This is a genomic window from Oleiagrimonas sp. MCCC 1A03011, assembly GCF_003267965.1.
In the GTDB taxonomy this organism is placed as follows: domain Bacteria; phylum Pseudomonadota; class Gammaproteobacteria; order Xanthomonadales; family Rhodanobacteraceae; genus Oleiagrimonas; species Oleiagrimonas citrea.
On sequence record NZ_MSPY01000001.1, the window covers coordinates 214,132 to 240,059 of the forward strand.

General features: G+C 63.2%; 22 protein-coding genes and 4 tRNA genes. 2 read left to right on the forward strand and 24 right to left on the reverse strand.

The window, feature by feature from the left end; all coding sequences use genetic code 11:
* Positions 1 to 6: 6 nt before the first annotated feature.
* The 22 genes from rplW to BTJ49_RS01115 all read right to left on the reverse strand — a co-directional run bounded on the left by rplW (position 7) and on the right by BTJ49_RS01115 (position 21,291).
* Positions 7 to 297, reverse strand: a complete 291-nt coding sequence (gene rplW, locus BTJ49_RS01010) for a 50S ribosomal protein L23 (protein WP_113063511.1) — start codon at positions 295 to 297, stop codon at positions 7 to 9.
* Positions 294 to 896 (reverse strand): 50S ribosomal protein L4, encoded by a 603-nt coding sequence (gene rplD / locus BTJ49_RS01015; RefSeq protein ID WP_113063512.1) that lies wholly within the window; start codon positions 894 to 896, stop codon positions 294 to 296. Before rplD ends, rplW begins: the two co-directional genes overlap by 4 nt.
* Before the next feature lie 11 nt (positions 897 to 907).
* Positions 908 to 1,549, reverse strand: coding sequence for a 50S ribosomal protein L3 (gene rplC / locus BTJ49_RS01020; protein ID WP_113063513.1), 642 nt, complete (start codon positions 1,547 to 1,549; stop codon positions 908 to 910).
* A 20-nt stretch (positions 1,550 to 1,569) separates the two neighbouring features.
* Positions 1,570 to 1,881, reverse strand: coding sequence for a 30S ribosomal protein S10 (gene rpsJ / locus BTJ49_RS01025; protein WP_043101825.1), 312 nt, complete (start codon positions 1,879 to 1,881; stop codon positions 1,570 to 1,572).
* Between the two features lie 113 nt (positions 1,882 to 1,994).
* Complete coding sequence (gene tuf / locus BTJ49_RS01030; RefSeq protein WP_113063514.1) at positions 1,995 to 3,185, reverse strand: elongation factor Tu; 1,191 nt, start codon at positions 3,183 to 3,185, stop codon at positions 1,995 to 1,997.
* A 53-nt stretch (positions 3,186 to 3,238) separates the two neighbouring features.
* Complete coding sequence (fusA, locus tag BTJ49_RS01035) at positions 3,239 to 5,329, reverse strand: elongation factor G (protein WP_113063515.1); 2,091 nt, start codon at positions 5,327 to 5,329, stop codon at positions 3,239 to 3,241.
* A gap of 42 nt (positions 5,330 to 5,371) precedes the next feature.
* Positions 5,372 to 5,839 (reverse strand): 30S ribosomal protein S7, encoded by a 468-nt coding sequence (gene rpsG / locus BTJ49_RS01040; protein WP_113063516.1) that lies wholly within the window; start codon positions 5,837 to 5,839, stop codon positions 5,372 to 5,374.
* A 15-nt stretch (positions 5,840 to 5,854) separates the two neighbouring features.
* On the reverse strand, positions 5,855 to 6,229 hold the full coding sequence (gene rpsL / locus BTJ49_RS01045; RefSeq protein ID WP_043101834.1) for a 30S ribosomal protein S12: 375 nt from the start codon (positions 6,227 to 6,229) through the stop codon (positions 5,855 to 5,857).
* Between the two features lie 171 nt (positions 6,230 to 6,400).
* Positions 6,401 to 10,621 (reverse strand): DNA-directed RNA polymerase subunit beta', encoded by a 4,221-nt coding sequence (rpoC, locus tag BTJ49_RS01050; protein ID WP_113063517.1) that lies wholly within the window; start codon positions 10,619 to 10,621, stop codon positions 6,401 to 6,403.
* A gap of 25 nt (positions 10,622 to 10,646) precedes the next feature.
* The gene (gene rpoB, locus BTJ49_RS01055; protein ID WP_113063518.1) at positions 10,647 to 14,807 is read right to left on the reverse strand and encodes a DNA-directed RNA polymerase subunit beta; all 4,161 of its coding nucleotides are present in this window, start codon (positions 14,805 to 14,807) and stop codon (positions 10,647 to 10,649) included.
* Between the two features lie 218 nt (positions 14,808 to 15,025).
* Positions 15,026 to 15,406, reverse strand: coding sequence for a 50S ribosomal protein L7/L12 (gene rplL / locus BTJ49_RS01060; protein ID WP_113063519.1), 381 nt, complete (start codon positions 15,404 to 15,406; stop codon positions 15,026 to 15,028).
* Between the two features lie 60 nt (positions 15,407 to 15,466).
* On the reverse strand, positions 15,467 to 15,991 hold the full coding sequence (gene rplJ, locus BTJ49_RS01065) for a 50S ribosomal protein L10 (RefSeq protein WP_113063983.1): 525 nt from the start codon (positions 15,989 to 15,991) through the stop codon (positions 15,467 to 15,469).
* Between the two features lie 342 nt (positions 15,992 to 16,333).
* On the reverse strand, positions 16,334 to 17,038 hold the full coding sequence (rplA, locus tag BTJ49_RS01070) for a 50S ribosomal protein L1 (protein ID WP_113063520.1): 705 nt from the start codon (positions 17,036 to 17,038) through the stop codon (positions 16,334 to 16,336).
* Between the two features lie 3 nt (positions 17,039 to 17,041).
* Positions 17,042 to 17,470 carry a 50S ribosomal protein L11 gene (gene rplK / locus BTJ49_RS01075; protein WP_113063521.1) on the reverse strand — a complete coding sequence of 143 codons (429 nt, stop codon included), beginning with the start codon at positions 17,468 to 17,470 and terminating at the stop codon, positions 17,042 to 17,044.
* 178 nt (positions 17,471 to 17,648) lie between these two features.
* Positions 17,649 to 18,209: a transcription termination/antitermination protein NusG gene (nusG, locus tag BTJ49_RS01080; protein WP_043101847.1), complete on the reverse strand. Its 561-nt coding sequence runs from the start codon at positions 18,207 to 18,209 to the stop codon at positions 17,649 to 17,651.
* 10 nt (positions 18,210 to 18,219) lie between these two features.
* Complete coding sequence (gene secE / locus BTJ49_RS01085) at positions 18,220 to 18,606, reverse strand: preprotein translocase subunit SecE (RefSeq protein WP_113063522.1); 387 nt, start codon at positions 18,604 to 18,606, stop codon at positions 18,220 to 18,222.
* A 12-nt stretch (positions 18,607 to 18,618) separates the two neighbouring features.
* A tRNA-Trp gene (locus BTJ49_RS01090) sits at positions 18,619 to 18,694 on the reverse strand.
* 120 nt (positions 18,695 to 18,814) lie between these two features.
* Positions 18,815 to 20,005 (reverse strand): elongation factor Tu, encoded by a 1,191-nt coding sequence (gene tuf / locus BTJ49_RS01095; protein WP_113063523.1) that lies wholly within the window; start codon positions 20,003 to 20,005, stop codon positions 18,815 to 18,817.
* Between the two features lie 69 nt (positions 20,006 to 20,074).
* Positions 20,075 to 20,150 (reverse strand) — tRNA-Thr (locus tag BTJ49_RS01100).
* Positions 20,151 to 20,176: 26 nt separating this feature from the next.
* Positions 20,177 to 20,250, reverse strand: a tRNA-Gly gene (locus tag BTJ49_RS01105).
* Positions 20,251 to 20,348: 98 nt separating this feature from the next.
* A tRNA-Tyr gene (locus tag BTJ49_RS01110) sits at positions 20,349 to 20,434 on the reverse strand.
* A 350-nt stretch (positions 20,435 to 20,784) separates the two neighbouring features.
* Complete coding sequence (locus tag BTJ49_RS01115; RefSeq protein ID WP_113063524.1) at positions 20,785 to 21,291, reverse strand: acyl-CoA thioesterase; 507 nt, start codon at positions 21,289 to 21,291, stop codon at positions 20,785 to 20,787.
* A 111-nt stretch (positions 21,292 to 21,402) separates the two neighbouring features.
* On the opposite strand from BTJ49_RS01115, the gene BTJ49_RS01120 reads away from it, so the two are divergent.
* Both BTJ49_RS01120 and BTJ49_RS01125 read left to right on the forward strand, forming a co-directional pair.
* Positions 21,403 to 23,727, forward strand: a complete 2,325-nt coding sequence (locus tag BTJ49_RS01120; RefSeq protein WP_113063984.1) for a SpoIIE family protein phosphatase — start codon at positions 21,403 to 21,405, stop codon at positions 23,725 to 23,727.
* Entirely contained in the window at positions 23,724 to 24,107 is a 384-nt protein-coding gene (locus tag BTJ49_RS01125) for an STAS domain-containing protein (RefSeq protein ID WP_113063525.1), read from the forward strand. Before BTJ49_RS01120 ends, BTJ49_RS01125 begins: the two co-directional genes overlap by 4 nt.
* A 45-nt stretch (positions 24,108 to 24,152) precedes the next feature.
* On the opposite strand, the gene ychF is transcribed toward BTJ49_RS01125, so the two are convergent.
* Both ychF and pth read right to left on the reverse strand, forming a co-directional pair.
* Positions 24,153 to 25,244 (reverse strand): redox-regulated ATPase YchF, encoded by a 1,092-nt coding sequence (gene ychF / locus BTJ49_RS01130; RefSeq protein ID WP_113063526.1) that lies wholly within the window; start codon positions 25,242 to 25,244, stop codon positions 24,153 to 24,155.
* Between the two features lie 54 nt (positions 25,245 to 25,298).
* A complete protein-coding gene (gene pth, locus BTJ49_RS01135; RefSeq protein WP_113063527.1) occupies positions 25,299 to 25,886 on the reverse strand; it encodes an aminoacyl-tRNA hydrolase in 588 nt (195 codons plus the stop codon).
* Positions 25,887 to 25,928: the final 42 nt, after the last annotated feature.

Sequence of the window (25,928 nt, forward strand, 5' to 3'; positions counted from 1 at the left end):
CCTGGATCAGGCCGCCGACACGTCGATGGTCTGGCCATCGGCGAGACGGACGTAGGCCTTGCGCTTGCCCTGGCGCTTGCCGGTGCGGAAGCGGAACGACTTGGTCTTGGCCTTGCCGTTGACGATATTCACCCGCTCGACGGTCACGTCGAAGAGGTTTTCCACAGCCGCCTTGACGTCAGCCTTGGTCGCGTCCGGCGCGACCACGAAAACATACTGGTTGTGCTCGCCGAGCAGCGCCGATTTCTCGGAGATGTGCGGGCCACGCAGCGTATTGAGAATGCGTTCGTTGCTCATCCCAGCCACTCCTCGAGCTTCTTCACCGACTCGACCGTCGCCACCACGTAATCGGCACCGACAAGGCTGACCGGATTCAGGGCGGCAACGTCGACGACGTGCACATACGGGATGTTGCGCGCCGCCAGATACAGTTCCTCACTGGCATTCTCGGACACCAGCAGTACACGACCGCTGACTTCCAGCTCGGCCAACTTCGCAGCCATAGCCTTGGTCTTGGCGGAATCGAGACCGAAATCCTCGACCACCTTGAAGCGGTCTTTGCGGTTCAGCTCGGCCACGATCGAGCGCAGCGCGCCGCGATACATCTTGCGGTTGACCTTCTGCTCGAAGCTGCGCGGCTTCGCCGCGAAGGTCACGCCACCGCCGACGAAGATCGGCGCAGTCAACGCACCGTGGCGCGCACCGCCGCCCTTCTGGCGCTTGGACTTCTTGGTCGTGCCGCTGACTTCCGAGCGCGTCTTCTGCGCCTTGGTGCCGGAACGGCCGGCAGCCTGGTAGGCCACCACAACCTGATGAATCAGGTGTTCACGGAACTCCGCGCCGAACACGGCTTCGGAGACCTTCATCGGCTTGGCGCCAGTCACATTCAGTTCCATGCCGTTTCTCCTCAACCCTTCGCCGTCGCGCGGACGATGACATCACCGCCGGTCGCACCTGGGACAGCACCCTTGATCGCGATCAGGTGACGCTCGGCGTCGACCTTGACCACCTGCAGGCCCTGGGCAGTACGACGCACGGCACCCATGTGGCCGGACATCTTCTTGCCCGGAAACACGCGACCCGGCGTCTGGTTCTGACCGATCGAACCCGGGACGCGATGCGACAGCGAGTTGCCGTGCGTGTTGTCCTGGCCACGGAAGTTGTGACGCTTGATGGTGCCGGCAAAGCCCTTGCCCTTGCTCACACCCGCAACGTCGACCACCTGACCGGCTTCGAAAATGTCGTCAACCTTGATTTCGCTGCCCACTTCGTACTTGGCAACGTCCTCGGCACTGACGCGGAATTCCCACAGACCACGACCCGGCTCGACCTTGGCCTTGGCGTAATGCCCCTTGGCCGGCTTCGTCAGCAGGGACGCGCGCTTGGCGCCCGCGGTCACCTGGACGGCGCTGTAGCCATCATTGTCTTCGGTCTTCACCTGCGTCACGCGATTCGGGGTCGCTTCGATCAGCGTCACCGGGATCGACGTGCCGTCTTCGGTGAAGATCCGGCTCATGCCGCATTTGCGGCCAACCAGTCCGATACTCATCTTCGTATCCTGTCTATCGCTCAACCGAGCTTGATCTGAACGTCCACGCCAGCGGCGAGGTCAAGCTTCATGAGCGCGTCCACGGTCTTGTCGTTCGGGTCGACAATGTCGAGCACTCGCTTGTGCGTACGGGTCTCGTACTGATCGCGCGCATCCTTGTCGACGTGCGGCGACGTAAGAATGGTGTAGCGCTCGATCTTGGTCGGCAGCGGGATGGGGCCGAGAACCGTGGCGCCGGTGCGCTTGGCCGTCTCGACAATCTCGCCGGCGGAACGATCGATCAAACGATGATCGTAGGCCTTGAGCCGAATGCGAATCTTCTGGTTCGCCATAACCGTGTCCTGTTTATCGAAAGAACGTTTCTACAACTTGGAATGACAGCGGCTTCTCACCGATGCCGTGATTCGGGACCGGAGCGCGAGGCTCCGGTCCCGCGGTCTTGCAATTACTCGAAGATCTTGGCGACGACGCCGGCGCCGACGGTGCGGCCACCTTCGCGGATCGCGAAGCGCAGGCCTTCGTCCATCGCGATCGGCGCGATCAGCTCGACCTTCATCTTCACGTTGTCGCCCGGCATCACCATCTCGACGCCTTCCGGCAGCTCGCAGGCACCCGTCACGTCGGTCGTGCGGAAGTAGAACTGCGGGCGGTAGCCCTTGAAGAACGGCGTGTGACGACCACCCTCGTCCTTCGACAGCACGTACACCTCGGCCTCGAACTTCGTGTGCGGGGTGATCGAACCCGGCTTGGCCAGAACCTGACCGCGCTCGACTTCGTCACGCTTCGTGCCGCGCAGCAGCAGACCCACGTTGTCGCCCGCCTGCCCCTGATCCAGCAGCTTGCGGAACATTTCCACACCGGTGACGGTGGTCTTGGTGGTCGGACGGATGCCGACGATCTCGACTTCCTCGCCCACCTTGATGATGCCGCGCTCGACACGACCCGTGACCACCGTACCGCGACCGGAGATCGAGAACACGTCCTCGACCGGCATCAGGAACGGCTTGTCGATGTCGCGCTCCGGCTCCGGAATCCAGCTGTCCAGCGCCTCGACCAGCTTCACGATCGACGGCACGCCGATCTCGCTCTCGTCGCCTTCCAGCGCCTTCAGCGCCGAGCCGGTGATGATCGGCGTGTCGTCGCCCGGGAAGTCGTAGTTGGAAAGCAGCTCGCGCACTTCCATCTCGACCAGCTCCAGCAGCTCGGCGTCGTCGACCATGTCGGCCTTGTTCAGGTACACCACGATGTACGGCACGCCGACCTGACGCGACAGCAGGATGTGCTCGCGCGTCTGCGGCATCGGGCCGTCCGCGGCCGAGCACACCAGGATCGCGCCGTCCATCTGCGCCGCACCCGTGATCATGTTCTTCACGTAGTCGGCGTGGCCCGGGCAGTCCACGTGCGCGTAATGGCGCGTCGGGGATTCGTACTCAACGTGCGCGGTCGAGATCGTGATACCGCGCGCCTTCTCTTCCGGCGCACCGTCGATCTGATCGTAGGCCTTCACGTCGCCGCCGAACTTCTCCGCACCGACCTTCGTCAGCGCCGCCGTCAGCGTCGTCTTGCCGTGGTCAACGTGACCGATCGTGCCCACGTTCACGTGCGGCTTGGTTCGCTCGAACTTTTCCTTGGACATGACTTAATAACCTCGAAAGAACTTGTACTTGTGATTCGTGTAGACAACCGGCCTTAGGCCTTTTTCATCACTTCTTCGGCGATGCTGTTCGGCGCCTCGGCGTAATGATCGAATTCCATCGTGAAGGTCGCACGACCCTGAGTGCTCGAACGCAGGCTGGTCGCGTAGCCGAACATTTCGCCCAGCGGCACCATCGCGTTGACCACCTTGCCCGACGGGCCGTCATCGGAACCCTGCAGCAGGCCACGACGGCGGCTCAGATCGCCCATGACGTCGCCCATGTATTCCTCGGGCGTGACGACCTCGACCTTCATCATCGGCTCGAGCAGGACCGGATCGGCCTTGCTGAAACCTTCCTTGAAGCCCATCGAACCCGCGATCTTGAACGCCATTTCCGACGAATCGACTTCATGGTAGGAACCGTCGACCAAGCGCACCTTGATGTCCACGACCGGATAACCGGCCATGATGCCGTTGGCCATGGCTTCCTGGATACCCTTGTCGACCGCCGGGATGTATTCCTTCGGCACCACGCCGCCGACAATCTTGTTGTCGAACTCGTAGCCGACGCCACGCTCCTGCGGCTCGATCTCCAGCACCACATGACCGAACTGGCCCTTACCGCCGGACTGACGCACGAACTTGCCTTCCTGCGTGACGGCCTTGCGAATCGTCTCGCGGTACGCGACCTGCGGCTTGCCGACATTGGCCTCGACGTTGAACTCGCGCTTCATGCGGTCCACCAGGATGTCCAGGTGGAGCTCACCCATGCCCGAGATGATCGTCTGGCCGGACTCTTCGTCGGTACGCACGCGGAAGGACGGATCCTCCTGCGCCAGGCGACCGAGGGCAATACCCATCTTCTCCTGGTCCGACTTGGTCTTCGGCTCGACCGCCATGGAAATCACCGGCTCCGGGAACACCATGCGCTCGAGGGTGATGATGTTGCCCTGATCGCACAGCGTGTCACCGGTGGTGACGTCCTTCAGGCCGACCGCGGAGGCGATGTCGCCGGCACGGACTTCCTTCAGTTCCTGACGCTCGTTGGCGTGCATCTGCAGGATGCGGCCCACGCGCTCTTTCTTGCTCTTGACCGGGTTGTAGACCTGATCGCCGGCATTCAGCACGCCGGAGTAGACGCGGAAGAAGCTCAGCGAACCGACGAACGGATCGGTCATGATCTTGAACGCCAGCGCCGAGAACGGAGCCTTGTCGTCAGCCGTACGCGTGGCCGGCTGCTCGTTCTCGTCGATGCCTTCGACCGGCGGACGATCGGCCGGCGACGGCAGCAGTTCGATGACCGCGTCCAGCAGCGCCTGCACACCCTTGTTCTTGAAAGCGGTGCCGCAGAACACCGGAATCAGCGAGGTGTCCAACGTACCCTGACGGATACCGGCGATGATCTCTTCCTGGGAAAGCTCGCCTTCCTCCAGGTACTTGTTCATCAGCTCTTCGCTGGTCTCGGCGGCGGACTCGACCATGAACTCGCGGGCAGCGTCGCACTTTTCCTGCAGCTCGGCAGGAATGTCGCGATACTCGAACTTGGTGCCCTGGGATTCCATATCCCAGTAGATGGCCTTCATCTTGACCAGGTCGACCACGCCCTCGAAGTTGTCCTCGGCACCGATCGGCACCTGCATCGGCACCGGGTGGGCACCCAGGCGCGTCTTCAGCTGGTCAACGACCTTGTCGAAGTTGGCGCCGGTGCGGTCCATCTTGTTGACAAAGGCCATACGCGGCACCGCGTACTTGTTGGCCTGACGCCACACGGTCTCGGACTGCGGCTGCACACCACCGACCGCGCACAGCACGAACACCGCACCGTCGAGCACACGCAGCGAACGCTCCACCTCAATGGTGAAGTCGACGTGGCCCGGGGTGTCGATGATGTTGAAGCGATGCTGCGGCAGCGAATGGTCCATGCCCTGCCAGAAGCAGGTGGTCGCGGCCGACGTAATGGTGATGCCACGCTCCTGCTCCTGCTCCATCCAGTCCATGGCGGCAGCACCGTCATGCACCTCGCCGATCTTGTGCGAGACACCGGTGTAGAACAGGATGCGCTCCGTCGTCGTGGTCTTGCCGGCATCGATGTGGGCCATGATGCCGAAGTTGCGGTAGCGCTCGATGGGAGTGGTGCGTGCCACGGTGATTCCTCGAAATTCTCGTGTGTATCCGTACTACCGCGATTACCAGCGGTAGTGCGAGAAGGCCTTGTTGGCTTCGGCCATGCGATGCGTCTCTTCACGCTTCTTCATGGCGCCGCCACGCGATTCGGACGCGTCCAGCAGCTCGGCAGCCAGCTTGCGCGGCATCGACGTCTCGCTGCGCTTGCGCGCGGCATCGATGACCCAGCGCATGGCCAGCGCCATGCGACGACCCGGACGCACTTCGACCGGCACCTGATAGGTGGCGCCACCGACACGACGGGACTTCACCTCGACGACCGGCGCGATGTTGCCCAACGCCTTCTCGACCAGGGCCACCGGCTCGGCATTCTTCTCGCCGATGTGGCCCAGTGCGCCGTAGACGATCGTCTCGGCGGTCGATTTCTTGCCGCTCTTCATCACCATGTTGATGAAGCGCGCGATCAGCTCGCTGCTGTGCTTCGGATCCGGCAGGATCACGCGAGCGGGATGTGAACCTTTACGCGACATCTTTCAAATCCTCGCTTAGCCCTTCGGGCGCTTGGCGCCGTATTTGGAACGCGCCTGACGACGCTTGGTGACGCCGGCGCAGTCGAGGCTGCCGCGGACGGTGTGATAACGCACACCCGGCAGATCCTTGACACGGCCGCCACGAATCAGGACCACCGAGTGCTCCTGCAGGTTGTGGCCTTCGCCGCCGATGTAGCTGATGACCTCGTAGCCATTGGTCAAACGGACCTTGGCCACCTTGCGAAGCGCCGAGTTCGGCTTCTTCGGCGTGGTCGTGTAAACACGCGTGCAGACGCCACGTCGCTGCGGGCTGCTCTGCAGGGCCGGCGAATTGCTCTTGTAGCTCTTCGGCCGGCGGGGCTTGCGAACCAGTTGGTTGATCGTCGCCATGCGAAAGTTGTCCTAAGAAACACAAAGGCAGACCGGTGCAATCCGGCCTGCCAAGAAGCGGAAATTTAACACGCACTGCCCCCATATGGCAAGCAGCACTTAACCTTCCCTGAGTTCGAACACGAGGCGCGTCCGTGCGCCTCATTTCGTATGTAGTCGACAGCCGGATTATTACTCGCCGTCTGCCGCACCGGCCTCGCTGGTCTCGGCGGCGGCGGATTCCTCGGAACCGCTGCCGGAGAGAGTTTCCAGCTCGGAAGCGGTCAGGCCATCGCTGCGCTGACGTTGCGCGTGATAGGCAAGACCCGTTCCCGCCGGGATTAGCCGGCCGACTATAACGTTTTCCTTCAGCCCGCGCAAGGTGTCACGCGTTCCTCGTACAGCAGCCTCGGTCAGCACGCGGGTGGTCTCCTGGAACGAAGCCGCCGAAATGAACGATTCCGTCGCCAGCGAGGCCTTGGTGATACCCAGCAGGACCGACTGCGCTTCGGCCGGGCGCTCATCGCGCTTGACCATGCGTTCGTTTTCCTCGATGAAGCGCTGACGCTCGACCTGCTCGCCACGGAGATAGGTGCTCTCGCCCGGATCGGTGATCTCGACCTTGCGCAGCATCTGTCGAATGATCGCCTCGATGTGCTTGTCGTTGATCTTCACGCCCTGCAGGCGGTAGACGTCCTGGATCTCCTTGACCAGGTAGGCGGCCAGCTGCTCGACACCCAGCAGGCGCAGGATGTCATGCGGATCCGGCTCGCCGTCGACAACCGTCTCGCCCTTCTCCACGTGCTCGCCTTCGAACACGATGACATGACGCCACTTCGGAATCAGCTCCTCGTGATCGTTGCCATCGGCATCCTTGATGACCAGACGCTGCTTGCCCTTGGTGTCCTTGCCGAAGCTGACCACACCGGAGCGCTCGGCCAGCACGGCCGGCTCCTTCGGCTTGCGCGCCTCGAACAGATCGGCCACGCGCGGCAGACCACCGGTGATGTCGCGGGTCTTGGAAGTTTCCTGCGGGATACGTGCCACCACGTCGCCCACACCGACTTCGGCACCGTTCTGGATCGACACGATGGCGCCGGCCGGCAGGAAGTACTGCGCCGGAACATCGGTGCCGGGCAGCTTGAGCTCCTTGCCCTTCTTGTCTTCCAGCTTGACCATCGGACGCAGATCCTTGGCCGCGGTTCCGCGACGCTTGGGATCGGTCACCACCGCGCTTTCCAGACCCGTCAGTTCGTCGGTCTGGCTCTGCACGGTAACGCCGTCGATGAAGTCGCTGAAGCGGACCACACCGGCCACTTCCGAAACGATCGGATGGGTATGCGGATCCCACTGCGCGACCGTCTGACCGGCCTTGACCGGCGCGCCGTCCTTGACGTCGATGGTAGCGCCGTAGGGCACCTTGTAGCGCTCGCGCTCGCGACCCTGCGTGTCGAGCACGCTGACCTCGCCCGAACGCGACACGGCCACCAGATGGCCCTGGCTGTGCTGCACGGTCTTGAGGTTGTTGAACTTCAGCGTACCCGTGGTCTTGACGGTGACATTGTCGACCGCGGCGGCACGCGAGGCGGCACCACCGATATGGAAGGTACGCATGGTCAGCTGCGTGCCCGGCTCACCGATCGACTGCGCAGCGATGACGCCGACGGCTTCACCGATGTTGACCAGATGGCCACGGGCCAGATCGCGGCCATAGCACATGCCGCAGACGCCGTGCGAAGCCGCACAGGTGATCGGCGAACGGACCTGCACGGTCTGCACGCCGGCCTCGTCCAGCATGGCGACCCGCTTCTCGTCCAGCAGCGTGCCGGCCTCGACGATCGGGTCGTTGCTGTCGTCGCCCGGCGCATACACATCCTCGGCCACCACGCGGCCCAGCACGCGCTCGCGCAGCGGCTCGACCACATCGCCGCCTTCGACGATCGGCGTCATGGTCAGACCTTCGGTCGTGCCACAGTCCTCGGTGGTCACCACCACGTCCTGCGCCACGTCGACCAGACGACGCGTCAGGTAACCGGAGTTCGCGGTCTTCAACGCGGTATCGGCCAGGCCCTTACGAGCACCATGGGTCGAGTTGAAGTACTGCAGCACGTTCAGGCCTTCACGGAAGTTGGCCTTGATGGGCGTCTCGATGATCGAGCCGTCCGGACGCGCCATCAGACCACGCATGCCGGCCAGCTGACGAATCTGCGCCACCGAACCACGGGCGCCGGAATCGGCCATGATGTACAGCGAGTTCATCGACTTTTGGTCGACTTCCTTGCCCTCGGCATCGACGCGCTTCTCGGTGCCGATACCGTCGATCATGGCCTTGGCGACCTGCTCGTTGGTACGCGACCAGATATCGACGACCTTGTTATAGCGTTCGCCGGCTGTGACCAGACCCGACTGGTACTGCTCCTGGATCTCGACGACTTCCTTCTCGGCCTCGGCAAGAATGCCCTTCTTGGCCTCCGGAATCTTCATGTCGTCGATGCCGATGGAGATGCCCGCGCGCGTCGCCAGACGGAAGCCGGTGTACATCAGCTTGTCGGCAAAGACGACGGTCTCCTTCAGGCCCAGGCGGCGGTAGCTGGCATTGATCAGGCGCGAGATGGCCTTCTTGGTCAGCTCGGTGTTGGCCAGCTCGAACGGCAGCCCCACCGGCATGATCTCGGCCAGCAACGCACGACCGACGGTGGTCTGGACCAGCTCGACCTTCTCGGTGCGCTCGCCTTCCTCGCCGACCTCGACCTGCTTCAGGCGCACGCGAACGCTCGCATGCAGTTCGACCGCACGGTTCTCGTAGGCGCGGCGGACTTCGGCCACGTTGGCGAAGACCATGCCCGCGCCCTTGGCGTCGACCAGCTCGCGGCTCATGTAGTACAGACCCAGGACCACGTCCTGCGTCGGCACGATGATGGGCTCGCCGTTGGCGGGCGACAGGATGTTGTTGGAGGACATCATCAGGGCACGCGCTTCCAGCTGTGCCTCGATGGACAGCGGGACGTGCACGGCCATCTGATCGCCGTCGAAGTCGGCGTTGAAGGCGGTACAGACCAGCGGATGCAGCTGGATGGCCTTGCCTTCGATCAGCACCGGCTCGAACGCCTGGATGCCCAGACGATGCAGGGTCGGCGCGCGGTTCAGCATCACCGGATGCTCGCGGATGACCTCGGACAGGATGTCCCAGACTTCCGCCTCTTCGCGCTCGACCAGCTTCTTGGCGGCCTTGATGGTGGTGGCCAGGCCGCGGCTCTGCAGCTTGGCGAAGATGAACGGCTTGAACAGCTCCAGCGCCATCTTCTTCGGCAGGCCGCACTGATGCAGCTTCAGGGTCGGGCCGACCACGATGACCGAACGGCCGGAGTAGTCGACGCGCTTGCCCAGCAGGTTCTGGCGGAAGCGGCCCTGCTTGCCCTTGATCATGTCGGCCAGCGACTTCAACGGGCGCTTGTTGGTGCCGGTGATGGCACGGCCGCGACGGCCGTTGTCCAGCAACGCATCCACCGACTCCTGCAGCATGCGCTTCTCGTTGCGCACGATGATGTCCGGCGCATTGAGGTCGAGCAGACGCTTCAGGCGGTTGTTGCGGTTGATGACGCGGCGGTACAGATCGTTCAGATCCGAGGTCGCGAAGCGACCGCCGTCCAGCGGCACCAGCGGACGCAGATCCGGCGGCAGCACCGGCATCACCGTCATGATCATCCACTCGGGCTTGTTGCCCGACTCCAGGAACGCCTCGACCAGCTTGATGCGCTTGGTCAGTCGCTTGAGCTTGGTCTCGGAATTGGTCGCCGCGATGGCTTCCTTGAGCTGCATTTCCTCGGTCTTGAGATCGAGGTCCTTCAGCAGTTCGTAGACGGCCTCGGCACCCATGCGGGCGTCGAACTCGTCACCGTGCTCCTCGACGGCTTCCAGGTACTGGTCCTCGGACAGCATCTGACCGCTTTCCAGCGTGGTCAGGCCCGGGTCGACGACCACGTAGGCCTCGAAGTACAGGATGCGCTCGATATCGCGCAGGGTCATGTCCAGCATCAGGCCGATGCGCGACGGCAGCGACTTCAGGAACCAGATGTGCGCGACCGGGCTGGCCAACTCGATGTGGCCCATGCGCTCGCGGCGCACCTTGGCCAGGGTGACCTCGGTGCCGCACTTCTCGCAGACCACGCCACGGTGCTTCATGCGCTTGTACTTGCCGCACAGGCACTCGTAGTCCTTCACCGGTCCGAAGATGGCGGCGCAGAACAGGCCGTCACGCTCCGGCTTGAAGGTGCGGTAGTTGATGGTTTCCGGCTTCTTGACCTCGCCGAACGACCACGACCGGATCAGCTCCGGCGAGGACAGCGAGATCTTGATCGCGTCAAAGTCCTGCGGCTGACGCTGCTGATTGAACAGGTTGAGCAAATCTTTCATGGGGTTCTCTCCGCTCGCGCGCCGATTACTTGGTCTCGTCCAGCTCGATGTCGATCGCCAGCGACCGGATTTCCTTCACCAACACGTTGAAGGATTCCGGCATGCCCGCGACCATCTCGTGATTGCCGTCGACGATGTTCTTGTACATCTGGTTGCGGCCCTGCACGTCATCGGACTTCACCGTCAGCATTTCCTGCAGGGTGTAGGCCGCGCCGTAGGCTTCCAGCGCCCAGACTTCCATCTCACCGAAGCGCTGGCCGCCGAACTGCGCCTTGCCGCCCAACGGCTGCTGGGTGACCAGCGAGTACGGACCGGTGGAACGCGCATGCATCTTGTCGTCGACCAGATGGTTCAGCTTGAGCATGTGCATGTAGCCGACCGTGACCGGGCGATCGAATGCCTCGCCGGTGCGGCCGTCATACAGCGTGGCCTGACCCGATTCGGGCAGATCGGCCAGCTTCAGCATGGCCTTGATCTCGCGCTCCTCGGCACCGTCGAACACCGGCGTCGCCATCGGCACGCCGCCGCGCAGGTTGTTGGCCAACTCGAGAACCTCGGCATCCTTGAAGGACTTCAGGTTCACGCGGTTGCCGAACTCGGCGCTGTCGTGGTTGTAGATCTCGTTGAGGAACTCGCGCACCTTCGAGGCCTTCTCGTTGGCGTCGAGCATGCCGGCGATCTTCTCGCCCAGCCCCTTCGCGGCCCAGCCCAGATGCACTTCCAGGATCTGGCCGATGTTCATACGCGAAGGCACGCCCAGCGGGTTCAGCACGATGTCCACCGGACGACCGTCGGCCGAATACGGCATGTCCTCGACCGGGACGATCATCGACACGACACCCTTGTTGCCGTGGCGGCCGGCCATCTTGTCGCCCGGCTGGATGCGGCGCTTGACGGCCAGGAACACCTTGACCATCTTCAGCACGCCCGGGGCCAGGTCGTCACCGGCGGTGATCTTGCCCTGCTTCTCCTTGAAGCGCTTGTCGAAATCGTCCTTGTGCGCCTTGATCTGCTTGGCGCCACGCTCCAGGAATTCGGCGGCCTCTTCGTCCTTGACGTTGATCTTGAACCACTCGTCCTTCTTCAGGCCGTCGAGGTACTCGTCGGTGATCTCCGAACCGCGCTTCAGACCGGCCGGCGCGCTGCTGACGACCTTGCCGACCAGCTTCTCGCGCATGCGATCGTAGATCGCGCTTTCCAAGATGCGGAACTGATCGTCCAGATCCTTGCGGATGCGCTTGAGCTCGGTTTCCTCGATCTGCTTGGCGCGCTTGTCCTTCTCGATGCCGTCGCGGGTAAAGACCTGCACGTCGATGACGGTGCCATCCATGCCCGGCGGCACGCGCAGCGAGCTGTCCTTCACGTCGGACGCCTTCTCGCCGAAGATCGCGCGCAGCAGCTTCTCTTCCGGGGTCAGCTGGCTCTCGCCCTTCGGCGTGACCTTGCCGACCATGATGTCGCCGGCCTTGACCTCGGCACCGATGTACACGATGCCCGACTCGTCCAGACGCGCCAGCGCCTGTTCGCCCACGTTGGGGATGTCGGCCGTGATCTCCTCGGGACCCAGCTTGGTGTCGCGGGCCACGCAGGTCAGCTCCTCGATGTGGATCGAGGTGTAGCGGTCTTCCTGCACGACGCGCTCGGAGATGAGGATGGAATCCTCGAAGTTGTAGCCGTTCCACGGCATGAACGCGACCAGCATGTTCTGGCCCAGCGCCAGCTCGCCCATGTCGGTGGAGCTGCCGTCGGCCAAGGTGTCGCCCTTGGCCACGATGTCTCCGACCTTGACCAGCGGACGCTGGTTCAGGTTGGTGTTCTGGTTGGAACGGGTGTACTTGACCAGCGTGTAGATATCCACGCCGGCGTCGTTGCCCTGGATCTCGTCCTCGTTGACGCGGACCACGATACGGCCGGCGTCGACCTGGTCGATCACGCCGCCGCGACGGGCGGCCACGGTCACACCGGAATCGCGCGCGGTCGGGCGCTCGATGCCGGTACCGACCAACGGCTTCTCCGAACGCAGCGTCGGCACGGCCTGGCGCTGCATGTTCGCGCCCATCAGTGCGCGGTTGGCGTCATCGTGCTCCAGGAACGGCACCAGCGCGGCGGCTACCGACACGGTCTGCATGGTCGAAACGTCCATGTAGTCCACTTCGGACGCCGGACGCAGTTCGGATTCGCCACGGAAACGGCAGGACACGAAGCCTTCGACGAAGCTGCCGTCCTCGTTGAGCGGCGAGTTCGCCTGCGCGATGACGTGGTCGCCCTCCTCGATCGCCGACAGGTAGTCGACGTCGGTGGTGACCTTGCCGTTCACGACGCGGCGGTACGGCGTCTCCAGGAAGCCGTAGCGATTCGTGCGGGCGTACACGGCCAGCGAGTTGATCAGGCCGATGTTCGGGCCTTCCGGCGTCTCGATGGTGCAGACGCGACCGTAATGGGTCGGATGCACGTCGCGGACTTCGAAGCCGGCACGCTCACGGGTCAGGCCGCCCGGACCCAGCGCCGACACGCGACGCTTGTGGGTGACTTCCGACAGCGGGTTGTTCTGATCCATGAACTGCGACAGCTGCGAGGATCCGAAGAACTCCTTCACCGCCGCGGCCACCGGCTTGGCGTTGATCAGGTCCTGCGGACCCAGGTTGTCGGCCTCGGCCAGCGACAGGCGCTCGCGCACGGCGCGCTCGACGCGCACCAGACCGATACGGAAGGTGTTCTCGGCCATCTCGCCGACCGAACGCACGCGACGGTTGCCCAGATGATCGATGTCGTCGACCTGGCCGTGACCGTTCTTGATGTCGATCAGGACCTTCAGCACGTCGAGAATGTCCGAACCCTCGCCCTGCTCTTCCAGCAGCTTCTTGGAGGCTTCGTCCTTGCGCGTGGAGAAGTACTTGTGATCGAACAGCACACTCGGGCCGATCACGTCTTCGCGACCGACGCGACGGTTGAACTTCATGCGACCGACGGCCGACAGATCGTAGCGGTCGAAGGTGAAGAACAGGTTGAAGAACAGGTTCTGCGCCGCTTCCTTGGTCGGCGGCTCGCCCGGACGCATCATGCGGTAGATCTCGACCAGCGCCTCGAGCTGGGTCTTGGTCGGGTCCACGCGCAGCGTGTTGGAGATGTACGGACCACGATCCAGATCGTTCACGTACAGGGTCGGCAGCGTCTCGATGCCGGCCTTGCGGAACAGTTCCAGATGTTCCTCGGTGATCTCGTCATTGGCCGAAGCAATCAGCTCGCCGGTCTTGGTGTCGGCGACGTCCACGGCCAGGATACGGCCGATCAGGTAGTCGTCCGGAACCTCCAGCGTGTCGACGTCGGCCTTGGCCAGCTGACGCACGTGGCGCGCGGTGATGCGCTTGCCGGCCTCGACCAGCACCTCGCCATCGGCAACCAGATCGAAGTTCAGGGTCTCGCCGCGCAGACGCTCGGCGACCAGATCCAGCGTGGCGCCTTCCTTCTGATTCAGATGGAACACGTTGTGCTCGAAGAAGATCGCCAGGATCTCTTCGTCGTTGTAGCCCAGCGCACGCAGAAGCACCGTCACCGGCAACTTGCGGCGGCGGTCGATACGAGTGAACAACGCGTCCTTCGGGTCGAACTCGAAGTCCAGCCAGGAGCCGCGGTAGGGGATCACGCGCGCGGAGAACAGCAGCTTGCCCGAGCTGTGCGTCTTGCCCTTGTCGTGATCGAAGAACACGCCCGGCGAACGGTGCAGCTGCGAGACGATGACGCGCTCGGTGCCGTTGACGATGAAGGTGCCGGTCTCGGTCATGAGCGGCATTTCGCCCATGTAGACCTCTTGCTCCTTGATGTACTTGACGGTCTTCTTGGAGGCCGGGCTGTCCTTGTCGTAGATGACCAAGCGCACGGTCACGCGCAGCGGCGCGCCGTAGGTCATGCCGCGGTTGCGGCATTCGCGCTCGTCGAAGGGCGGCTCGCCCAGGCGATAGTCCACGTACTCCAGCGCGGCGTTGCCGGAATAGCTGGAAATCGGGAACACCGATTTCAGCGCCGCGTGCAGACCTTTCTCCTCACGCTTCTTCGGCTGCACATTCTGCTGCAGGAAGTCGCGATAGGAATCGGTCTGGATCGTCAGCAGGTTGGGAACGTCCAGCACCGGAGGACGCTTGCCGAAATCCTTGCGGATGCGCTTCTTCTCGGTAAACGAGTAGGTCATGGTGGATACCGCCTCGGTTCGCAGTGACGCCGGTGGAAAAACACCGGCTAAAGTTGGAAAACGAAGATCGGAAATCGACGCTCGCGATCATTCGCAAGTGCCGATGGCCCATCGCCCTCTTCCGGGTTACGGGTTTTGCTTCAACAGGCAAAGCCCGGGGGCTCTCGCCCCCAGGCTCGCTGTGCTTCGGGTCGAGTATGCAGCGCGCAAGGCGCCGCTTACTTCAGCTCGACCTTGGCGCCGGCTTCCTCGAGGTCCTTCTTGAACTTCTCGGCCTCGTCCTTGCTCACGCCTTCCTTCAGGGTCTGCGGGGCGCCTTCGACCATGTCCTTGGCTTCCTTCAGGCCCAGACCGGTGATGGCACGCACGGCCTTGATGGTGGAGACCTTGTTGCTACCGGCGGCGGCGAGGACCACGTCGAACTCGGTCTGCTCCTCGGCGGCGGCGGCGGCACCACCGGCGGCCGGGCCAGCAGCCACGGCGACCGGAGCGGCGGCGGACACGCCGAACTTCTCTTCCATCGCCTTGACCAGCTCCATCACCTCGACGAGGGACTTCTCGGCGATCGCGTCGATGATCTGTTCGTTGCTGAGAGACATCTTGATAACTCCTGGAAAAACGACTGTTACGTTTGAATGGGATTGCCGTAGGGCGAAACGTCAGGCGGCCTTCTGCTGCCCGGCCTGGTTGATCACGCGAGTGACCTGAGAGGCAGGCTCCGACAACAGACGGACCAGCTGGGTGGCCGGCTGCGACATCACGCTGAGCAGCATGCTGAGCGCCTGATCGCGCGTCGGCAGGGAAGCCAGGACTTCGACATGCGAGCCCGGATACACCTTGCCGCCGATAGCCACGATCTTGGCTTTCAGCTTGTCATTGGCCTTGGCAAATTCCTTCACCAGTCGACCGGCGGCACCCGGATCCTCGACCGAGAAGGCATACAGCAGCGGACCGACCAGCTGGTCGGAAGTACCTTCGTAGTCGGTACCTTCCACTGCACGACGAACCAGGGTGTTCTTCGCAACGCGAAGAAACACGCCGGACTCGCGCGCCTTCTTGCGCAGCTCGGTGAGCTGCTCGACGGTGAGACCCAGATACTCGGCGGCGACCAGCGAGTGAGCCGAGGCGGCCACGTTCGCCAGTTCGGCAACGACCTCTTTCTTCTGCGCGAGATTGAGCGCCATTGCTTCCTCCGAACCGGATCGGCGACGCATCCTTCGCGCCACCGCTCCCAAGCGGGTTATGGAAACCACGTCCTTGCGGTCCCCCGGCATCGTTCGATGCCGACTTGGTGGCCGTTCCAGGATGAAACCTGTTCGGGCAGCACCATCTACGCAGGCCGGTTGGGACCGATTAAGGCTTTCATGAGCACTCCGGGGACCTTTCCATCGCTAAACACGCGCGTCCTTGCCGTTCCGGAGCGACCGCTCGAGCCGCCTGCGGTCTTTGACGGCTTCATCCGGATATACCGGATGTTGCCCCCAAAAACTGCCCGCCCGGCCCGAGAGCCGAACGGGACTTAATTCTTACTTGCCTGCCGACAGCGTCGAAGTGTCGACGGCGATACCGATGCCCATCGTGCTGGACACCGAAACCTTCTGCAGGTACTGACCCTTGGCCGTCGCCGGCTTGGCCTTCAGCAGGTCGGACACCAGCGCGTTGATGTTGTCCGCCAGCTTCTCGACGTCGAAATCCGCCTTGCCGACGCTGGCGTGGATGATGCCCGCCTTGTCGTTGCGGAACTTCACCTGACCGGCCTTGGCGTTGTTCACCGCGGTGACCACGTCGGCCGTGACCGAACCGTCCTTCGGGTTCGGCATCAGACCGCGGGGACCCAGCAACTGACCGAGCTTGCCGACCACGCGCATGGCGTCCGGCGTGGCGATCACGCGACCGAAGTCCAGATCGCCGCCCTGCAGGCGCTCGGCCAGGTCTTCCATGCCGACGGCGTCGGCGCCGGCGGCCTTGGCGGCCTCGGCCTTCTCACCGGCCGGGCAGAACACCGCGACCTTGATGGTCTTACCAGTGCCGTGCGGCAGCAGCGAGGAACCGCGCACACCCTGATCGGACTTGCGCGCATCGATACCCAGGCGCACGGCCACGTCGATGGACTCGACGAACTTGGCCTTGGCGTTGTCCTTGATCATGGACAGCGCATCGCTGAGCGGATAGGTCTTGCCCGGCTCGACCAGACCCTGCATTGCCTTGAAACGCTTCGTGAGCTTCGCCATGACTTAGTCCTCCACCACCAGGCCCATGCTGCGCGCGCTACCAGCAATGGTGCGCACCGCGGCTTCCAGATCGGCAGCCGTCAGATCCGGCTCCTTCTGCTTGGCGATCTCTTCGAGCTGGGCACGGGTGACCTTGCCCACCTTGTCGGTGTTCGGCTTGGACGAACCCTTCTTCACGCCCGTCAGCTTGCGCAGCAGCACGGAGGCCGGCGGGGTTTTGGTAATGAAGGTGAAGCTACGGTCGGAATACGCCGTGATGACGGTCGGGATCGGCAGACCCGGCTCCATCTTCTGCGTGGCGGCATTAAACGCCTTGCAGAATTCCATGATGTTCAGACCGCGCTGACCCAGCGCCGGACCGACGGGCGGAGACGGATTGGCCTGACCGGCCTTCACCTGCAACTTGATGTATCCAATGACTTTTTTTGCCATGTTATTTTCCTTGCGAGTGCAAGCGCCTGACGGCTCCTCGCTTCACACCATCCTTGATGACGGGACGGCCTCGGCTCCGCCGGGCCACAAACGCGTACACGCCGACCCCAAAAGGAACGGCGTGAACAGCCTAGTATAGGCGGGAAAACAGCTTCTTACAAGCCTTGCTACCCGCGGGTCAGGATTTCTCCACCTGCCCGAATTCCAGCTCGACCGGCGTGGAGCGCCCGAAGATGAGCACCGCGACGCGCAGGCGACTCTTCTCGTAGTTGACTTCTTCGACCACACCGTTGAAATCGTTGAACGGACCGTCGATGACGCGGACCATCTCACCCGGCTCGAACAAGACCTTCGGACGCGGCTTCTCGACACCCTCGCGCACACGACTGAGGATCGTGTCGGCCTCGCTGTCCTTGATCGGCTGCGGACGATCAGCGGTACCGCCGATGAAGCCCATTACCTTGGGCGTGTCCTTGACCAGATGCCAGCACTCGTCGTCGATGCGCGGCGCCTTGCCTTCGGTGTCGGTCTCGATCTGCACCAGCACGTAGCCAGGGAAGAACTTCCGCTCGCTACGGCGCTTCTGACCGGCGCGCATTTCGACCACTTCCTCGGTCGGCACCAGGACCTCGCCGAACTTGGCCTCCATCTCCATGCGACGGATACGCTCCTCAAGGGAACGCTTGACCTGATTCTCGAAGCCCGAATAGGCGTGCACCACATACCAGCGCTTGCTCATGCCCTTACCCTCACTTTCCGAGCTTGAGAAGCCACTCGAGGACGACCGTCTTCAGAAGCATGTCGATCGCGCCCAGCAGCAGGGCCAGGATCACCACGACAATGAGAATGATGATTGTGGTCTTGACCGTCTCGTCGCGATTGGGCCAGACCACCTTGCGCATTTCGAACTGCGATTCGGCCAGGAAGTGGCGAATGCGACGACCGTAGCTGGTCAACATGACAAGCCCGGCCGGAACAACCAGGCCACCGACCAGAATACCGGCGCGCAAGGACTGCGCCGCATTCGCATACCAGTAGAAGCCGAAGATACCGGCCGCCAGCACCAGCACGGCAAGCGCCAGCATCAGCTTATCGCCAGCACTCGACTTGTTGGTTTGTTCAGCCTTCGCGTTCATGCGCACCCTGGATGGCACGGCAGGAGGGAATCGAACCCCCAACCTGCGGTTTTGGAGACCGCTGCTCTGCCAATTGAGCTACTGCCGTATGAATGAATTCTATCGCGTCGAAATGACCAAGGCGGACCGCTTGCACGGACCGCCGGCCACAAACTTCATCTGGAGTCGACCGAACCACATTTCAGCTCGGTCGACACCTGTACTGCGTTTACTCGAAGATCTTGGCAACGACGCCGGCGCCGACGGTGCGGCCACCTTCGCGGATCGCGAAGCGCAGGCCTTCGTCCATCGCGATCGGCGCGATCAGCTCGACCTTCATCTTCACGTTGTCGCCCGGCATCACCATCTCGACGCCTTCCGGCAGCTCGCAGGCACCCGTCACGTCGGTCGTGCGGAAGTAGAACTGCGGGCGGTAGCCCTTGAAGAACGGCGTGTGACGACCACCCTCGTCCTTCGACAGCACGTACACCTCGGCCTCGAACTTCGTGTGCGGGGTGATCGAACCCGGCTTGGCCAGAACCTGGCCGCGCTCGACTTCGTCACGCTTCGTGCCGCGCAGCAGTAGACCCACGTTGTCGCCCGCCTGGCCCTGATCCAGCAGCTTGCGGAACATTTCCACACCGGTGACGGTGGTCTTGGTGGTCGGACGGATGCCGACGATCTCGACTTCCTCGCCCACCTTGATGATGCCGCGCTCAACACGACCCGTGACCACCGTACCGCGACCGGAGATCGAGAACACGTCCTCGACCGGCCTCACGAACGGCTTGTCGATGTCGCGCTCCGGCTCCGGAATCCAGCTGTCCAGCGCCTCGACCAGCTTCACGATCGACGGCACGCCGATCTCGCTCTCGTCGCCTTCCAGCGCCTTCAGCGCCGAGCCGGTGATGATCGGCGTGTCGTCGCCCGGGAAGTCGTAGTTGGAAAGCAGCTCGCGCACTTCCATCTCGACCAGCTCCAGCAGCTCGGCATCGTCGACCATGTCGGCCTTGTTCAGGTACACCACGATGTACGGCACGCCGACCTGACGCGACAGCAGGATGTGCTCGCGCGTCTGCGGCATCGGGCCGTCCGCGGCCGAGCACACCAGGATCGCGCCGTCCATCTGCGCCGCACCCGTGATCATGTTCTTCACGTAGTCGGCGTGGCCCGGGCAGTCCACGTGCGCGTAATGGCGCGTCGGGGATTCGTACTCAACGTGCGCGGTCGAGATCGTGATACCGCGCGCCTTCTCTTCCGGCGCACCGTCGATCTGATCGTAGGCCTTCACGTCGCCGCCGAACTTCTCCGCACCGACCTTCGTCAGCGCCGCCGTCAGCGTCGTCTTGCCGTGGTCAACGTGACCGATCGTGCCCACGTTCACGTGCGGCTTGGTTCGCTCGAACTTTTCCTTGGACATGACTGCCAAACCCCGATGGAATCAAAATGGAAAACACAAAATCAGGACGCAAGAGCGCCCCGTGAAAAGTGGTGCTCATGACAGGAATCGAACCTGTGACCTCTTCCTTACCAAGGAAGTGCTCTACCGACTGAGCTACATGAGCAGAAGTTCCGCATGACCGGAGGTCAATGGAGCGGGAGACGGGAATCGAACCCGCACCATCAGCTTGGAAGGCTGAGGTTCTACCATTGAACTACTCCCGCCCGGCGGGTACATCGCTTCGAGTTGCGCAGCACCGAAACCGACGCTTGCACCACTCTGTTTTGCTTCACCATTTCACACACACCGGAGGCGAATGAAATGGTGGAGGGAGGTGGATTCGAACCACCGAAGGCGTAAGCCAGCAGATTTACAGTCTGCCCCCGTTGGCCGCTTGGGTATCCCTCCAACAAAGACCGGCTATTTTCGCGACCGACCCCGGATGTGTCAACACTTCAGGGCGACTTTCGGCGCGTTATTTGCCGTGCCGAACGAAGACCATGTGCATGCTGCGCGAGGTCCGCATCGGCGGGGCGCGTATTCTGGCTGATCGCGACGACATTGCCAAGTCATTTCGCACAGATCGATGCGAAAAGCCGAGCACCGAGGAACATATGCGTATGAATTCCTACCGCTCAAACCCCACCGCACCCAAGCGCAACCCTGACTCGGCAATGCCCTCCTCATTCCGAGGGCGATGATCGCAATCGGTCGAGAACCTGTACCAACCGCTCCGCCCTCAAGCCATCGAACGGGCCTCAGCCACCCACGTCTTCATGACGAAGCGGCGGCCGATACTGCGCAACCTCCTGCTCCATGCGCTTGGACAGCTCGATCAATCGCTGCGCGTACTCCTGCAGCGTGCGGTCACCGTCATCCTTCGGCTCCCAGGCCGGAACCGGCGTCGGCTTGCCGTCCGGCCCGTCCAGCGCCACGAACACGATGACGCAGCTCGTCGCCAGACGCTCCTTGCCATGCGTAAGGTCGCGCGCCAACACGTCAACGGCGAAATGCATGCTGGAGGTCCCGGTATGGATCAGCTTCGCATGCACGGTGACCAGATCGCCGATAAGAATCGGCTGCACAAACTGGATCCCGCCCACCGCCACAGTCACGCAGTAAGCGCCACTCCATCCGACCGCACCCGCGTAACCGGCCTGGTCGATCCATTTCATCACCATCCCGCCGTGCACCTTGCCGCCGAAATTGACATCGGTGGGCTGAGCCAGGAAACGAAATGTGACTTCGCGCTGCATTCCGGACATGCAAATGATCCGCTGTTCGTTCAGGAACGGCCATTATGCGTCAATATCCCCGGAGCAGCAGTGATCGCGCCGCACCCGATCGATCGCCCGGCCACACAAGGAGATGTCGTCATGGGATGGCGAAGCATAAGTATCGCTCCACGACTCGCCCTATGGGCCCTGCTGGGCTCCGCCCTGGTTCTTGCGATCAGCGGAACCATTCTCTTCACACATACGCGCGACACCATCCTCGCCCACACGCATCGCGAGGCCGGCGCACTCACGCGAAGCGCGGCCAGCCGCATCGAGGCGCGTCTGGATCGCGTGATGGTCTCGACACAGCAACTGGCCGCCCTCATCGACCGCCCGGCGCCGGAGACCGACAAAATCCTCCATCAGGCCCTGAAGGCCAATCACGACCTGTCCGGCCTGGCCGTGGCCTTCCGACCAGAGGATGGACAGACGGCACACGCGCCTTTCGTCAGCCGGGACAGCGAAGGCATGCTGCATGAGCGCGACCTGCGCGACGACCCCACACAGTACTGGGAGCAGAACTGGTTCCTGGGCGGCCTCACCTGCCGAGCCGGCTGCTGGCAGCGTCCCTTTTTCTCCAAGTCCCGGCATCGCTGGCTCATCAATTTCTCCGTTGCCATCGTGCGCAAGGGGCGACCGGTCGGCCTGGTCAACGCCGACGTCAGCCTGGACTGGCTGCAGGACATACTCGGCGCGCTGCACAAGCCGGATGGCGCCCAGGCTTTCGTCATGGGTGGCAATGGCAAGTATCTGGCGCACGACGAGCACGACCTGACGGGGCATGCCGGCAGCCCGGCCCTGCTCAAGGCTCTGGCTGCACGTACCGGAACGCCCACCCTGCTGTCGACCAACCACGCACCGGATCTCGGCGAAACCTCCTGGCTGTACGGCGCCCCCATCCATGGATCGTACTGGTCGCTCGGCATGCTGATTCCCGAGCAGCGCATCTACGCACCGCTGCGCCGCCTTTTCGTCATCGACCTCAGTGTCGGCCTGCTGGCCCTGCTGTGCATCGCCGTCATGCTGCTGGTCGTGACCCGGCGCACACTCGCGCCGCTGGGCGTGCTCACCGCGCGTGCCGAGCACATCGCACGGGGCGAAACCGAATTTGAACTGCCTGCCGTTCGCGGTCATGACGAAATCGGCCGACTGACGCAGGCCTTCGACACCATGCGCAAAGAACTGGCCGCACACATCGAGCAGTTGACCGAAGCCGTCCGCGCACAACAGCGGCTGAGCAGCGAACTGGAAATCGCGCAGCAGATCCAGACCTCCCTGCTGCCCAGCGAGCACTACATCGAAGCACACACCTCACGCTTCGAACTGCATGCGTGCCTGCGCCCTGCCCGCGCGGTCGGCGGCGACCTGTACAGCTACTTCATGCTCGATCACCGGCATTTCTGCGTGATGGTCGGCGACGTCTCCGACAAAGGCATACCGGCCGCTCTGTTCATGGCGCGCACCATCACCCTGGCCAAGGCACTAGCAGCGCACACACTGTCGCCACAGCAGATTCTGAAGCGCCTGAATCAGGAACTGTGCGTCGGCAACGACAGCTGCATGTTCGTGACGCTGCTGTGCGGCGTGCTGGATCTGCGCAACGGAAAGCTCACGCTAGCCAGCGCCGGGCATGACCCGATCATCCTGTGCGGCGAAGGCGGTGCCCACCTGATTGAGACCGAAACCGGGCCGGCGATCGGACTCGACGAGGACGCCTCCTACCCGAGCCGCACCGTGCAACTGCACGCCGGTGATACCCTGATGATGTACACCGACGGCATCACCGAGGCGAACGATGCGCAAATGCGGATGTACGGCATCGAGCGCGCACTGAAGGTGCTCGACCATGCTCCGCGCCCCGAGCACGCCAGCGAATACACACGCCGGCTGCTGTCGGACCTGGACCACTTCGTGGGCCATGCCGACCAGGCCGACGACATCACGATCCTCGCGCTGAGCTGGTGTCACACCGCAGACGAACAAGCCTCCGACATGCTCGAACTGGATCTTCCCAGCCAACTCGAAGACGTATTCGCAGCGCTCGAACGATGCGACCAGACCATGACCGCGTCCGGCATCCCGAGCAGCGTGCGCGCGGATGTCCGACTGGTGCTCGAGGAACTGATGGTCAACATGGTCGAACACGGACACGTCGCGAAGGCCGACGGATGCATCCGGCTGCGGCTGGAATGCGAAGAAGACGTCCACGTCTCGTTGCGCGACGACGGCCACCCGTTCAATCCGCTCGAAGCCAAACCGCCACCCACCACCACCGATGGCGCCGCCGATCCGGAACAGGTCGGCGGCTTCGGCATCCACCTCGTGCGCGCCATGGCCAGCGAACTCACCTACTCGCACGACGCCCAGGGCAACCACCTGCAGCTTCGCTTCGTCAACAACCCTCGCATGGAATCCGAGTCATGACGCTGAACATCCGTACCGAATCGACTTCGCCGGAACGCATCACCCTCTTCGTGGAAGGCCGCCTCGACGCCAGCAATTTCGGACAATTCGACAGCGAGACGCAGCAGAAACTGGCCCCGCTCCTCGAGGGAGGCACCGTGGTGCTCGACTTGCAGGACCTGGAGTACATCAGCAGCGCCGGTCTGCGCAGTTTCGCAAAGATCCGCAAGCAGATGCGTACGCGCAACGGGCACACGCTGCTGCTCAATCCACAGCCGCAGGTACGCAAGGTGTTCGATATCGTCAAGGCGGTACCGGTCAATGAGATTTTCGTGACCGTGCAGGAACTGGATGATTATCTCGACCAGATTCAGCGCAAGATGATGCAGGAAGACCGCTGACCGAATGCTTCGCCCGGCCGCCACGCGGCCGGGCGCTCGCCGGTATCAGACGTTGAAGCGGAAGTGCAGCACATCGCCTTCCTTGACGATGTAGTCCTTGCCTTCCAGTCGCAGACGCCCGGCTTCCTTGGCACCGCTCTCGCCCTTGTACTGGATGAAATCGTCGTAGCCGACGGTCTCGGCGCGGATGAAGCCCTTCTCGAAATCGGTATGAATGACGCCCGCTGCCTGCGGCGCGGTCGCGCCGCGCTTGACCGTCCAGGCGCGCACTTCCTTCACGCCCGCAGTGAAGTACGTCTGCAGGCCGAGCAGCTTGTAGCCGGCGCGGATCACGCGGTCGAGGCCCGGCTCATCGAGACCCAGATCGGCCAGGAACTCGTCGCGATCGGCATCATCCAGCTGCGCCATCTCTTCCTCGATGGCGGCGCACACCGGCACCACCTCGGCACCTTCGGTCTCGGCGCGCGCGCGCACCGCATCGAGATGCGGATTGTTCTCGAAGCCGTCCTCGCGCACGTTGGCGATGTACATCAGCGGTTTGAGCGTCAGCAGGAACATGTCGCGCACCAGGGCGCGCTCGTCGTCGTCCAGCTCCACCGAGCGCGCGGCATGGCCCTCGCTCAGCGCAGCCGCCAGCTTCTGCAGCACCGGGCGACGCGCCAGGGCATCCTTGTCATTGGCCTTGGCCGCGCGCTCGACGCGGTTCAGCGCCTTCTCCACCGATTCCAGATCGGCCAGCGCCAGCTCGGTGTCGATGGTCTCGATATCGGCGATCGGATCGACCTTGCCGGACACATGCACGATGTCGCCGTGTTCGAAGCAGCGCACCACGTGGGTGATGGCGTCCACCTCGCGAATGTGCGCCAGGAACTTGTTGCCCAGACCCTCACCCTTGGAGGCGCCGGCGACCAGGCCGGCAATGTCGACGAACTCGATCGAGGTCGGCACCACCCGCTCCGGGTGCACGATGTCGGACAGCGCCTTCAGACGCGGGTCCGGCACGGGCACCACGCCGACATTCGGATCGATGGTGCAGAACGGAAAATTGGCCGCCGCAATGCCGGCCTTGGTCAGCGCGTTGAAGAGAGTCGACTTGCCGACGTTGGGCAGACCGACGATGCCGCATTTGATACCCATCAGACTGGATTCCGTGTAACGGGAGAACGAACGCGACGCCGGCGCCTACGCGCCTTATTGCGCCGCACTGGTATGCAGGCGTTTCATCGCCTCGTTGAATCGACCCTCGACGGCCAGCGGCAGCACGTCGAGCGCGCGCGCGATGCCGTCGATCATGATGGCGTCCTCGTCCTGTGCCGACGGGCGTCCCAGCACCCAGGGCGTCACGCGATCGCGCACGCCCGGATGACCGATGCCCACCCGCAGACGATGAAACTTGCCGTGGCCGAGATGGGCCATGATGTCGCGAAGGCCGTTCTGGCCGCCGTGTCCGCCGTCGAATTTCAGACGCACGACGCCCGGATCGAGATCCAGGTCGTCATGCACGACCAGGCACTCGTCGGCCGGAATCTTGTAGTAGCGCAGCGCCGATGCCACGGCGATGCCGCTCTTGTTCATGAACGTGGACGGCTTCAGCAGCCACACCGGCTCGCCGCCGATGCGCACGCGACAGGACATGCCGTGCAGCTTGCTGTCCGCCGTGAACGTCTCGCCCTCGGCGCGCGCCAGGGCGTCGACAAACCAGAACCCGGCATTGTGCCGGGTTCCGAGATATTCGGCTCCGGGATTGCCCAGACCGACAATGAGACGCAGACCTGCCATGGATGCAAGGCATGGCGCCGCGCTTCGCGAGGAAGCGCGGCG

Excerpts from the sequence above, each read along its gene's own strand:
- rplW (WP_113063511.1), bottom strand. The coding sequence starts at position 297 with ATGAGCAACGAACGCATTCTCAATACGCTGCGTGGCCCGCACATCTCC.
- rplD (WP_113063512.1), bottom strand. The coding sequence starts at position 896 with ATGGAACTGAATGTGACTGGCGCCAAGCCGATGAAGGTCTCCGAAGCC.
- rplC (WP_113063513.1), bottom strand. The coding sequence starts at position 1,549 with ATGAGTATCGGACTGGTTGGCCGCAAATGCGGCATGAGCCGGATCTTC.
- rpsJ (WP_043101825.1), bottom strand. The coding sequence starts at position 1,881 with ATGGCGAACCAGAAGATTCGCATTCGGCTCAAGGCCTACGATCATCGT.
- tuf (WP_113063514.1), bottom strand. The coding sequence starts at position 3,185 with ATGTCCAAGGAAAAGTTCGAGCGAACCAAGCCGCACGTGAACGTGGGC.
- rpsG (WP_113063516.1), bottom strand. The coding sequence starts at position 5,839 with ATGTCGCGTAAAGGTTCACATCCCGCTCGCGTGATCCTGCCGGATCCG.
- rpsL (WP_043101834.1), bottom strand. The coding sequence starts at position 6,229 with ATGGCGACGATCAACCAACTGGTTCGCAAGCCCCGCCGGCCGAAGAGC.
- rpoC (WP_113063517.1), bottom strand. The coding sequence starts at position 10,621 with ATGAAAGATTTGCTCAACCTGTTCAATCAGCAGCGTCAGCCGCAGGAC.
- rpoB (WP_113063518.1), bottom strand. The coding sequence starts at position 14,807 with ATGACCTACTCGTTTACCGAGAAGAAGCGCATCCGCAAGGATTTCGGC.
- rplL (WP_113063519.1), bottom strand. The coding sequence starts at position 15,406 with ATGTCTCTCAGCAACGAACAGATCATCGACGCGATCGCCGAGAAGTCC.
- rplJ (WP_113063983.1), bottom strand. The coding sequence starts at position 15,991 with ATGGCGCTCAATCTCGCGCAGAAGAAAGAGGTCGTTGCCGAACTGGCG.
- rplA (WP_113063520.1), bottom strand. The coding sequence starts at position 17,038 with ATGGCGAAGCTCACGAAGCGTTTCAAGGCAATGCAGGGTCTGGTCGAG.
- rplK (WP_113063521.1), bottom strand. The coding sequence starts at position 17,470 with ATGGCAAAAAAAGTCATTGGATACATCAAGTTGCAGGTGAAGGCCGGT.
- nusG (WP_043101847.1), bottom strand. The coding sequence starts at position 18,209 with ATGAGCAAGCGCTGGTATGTGGTGCACGCCTATTCGGGCTTCGAGAAT.
- secE (WP_113063522.1), bottom strand. The coding sequence starts at position 18,606 with ATGAACGCGAAGGCTGAACAAACCAACAAGTCGAGTGCTGGCGATAAG.
- tuf (WP_113063523.1), bottom strand. The coding sequence starts at position 20,005 with ATGTCCAAGGAAAAGTTCGAGCGAACCAAGCCGCACGTGAACGTGGGC.
- BTJ49_RS01115 (WP_113063524.1), bottom strand. The coding sequence starts at position 21,291 with ATGTCCGGAATGCAGCGCGAAGTCACATTTCGTTTCCTGGCTCAGCCC.
- BTJ49_RS01120 (WP_113063984.1), top strand. The coding sequence starts at position 21,403 with ATGGGATGGCGAAGCATAAGTATCGCTCCACGACTCGCCCTATGGGCC.
- BTJ49_RS01125 (WP_113063525.1), top strand. The coding sequence starts at position 23,724 with ATGACGCTGAACATCCGTACCGAATCGACTTCGCCGGAACGCATCACC.
- ychF (WP_113063526.1), bottom strand. The coding sequence starts at position 25,244 with ATGGGTATCAAATGCGGCATCGTCGGTCTGCCCAACGTCGGCAAGTCG.
- pth (WP_113063527.1), bottom strand. The coding sequence starts at position 25,886 with ATGGCAGGTCTGCGTCTCATTGTCGGTCTGGGCAATCCCGGAGCCGAA.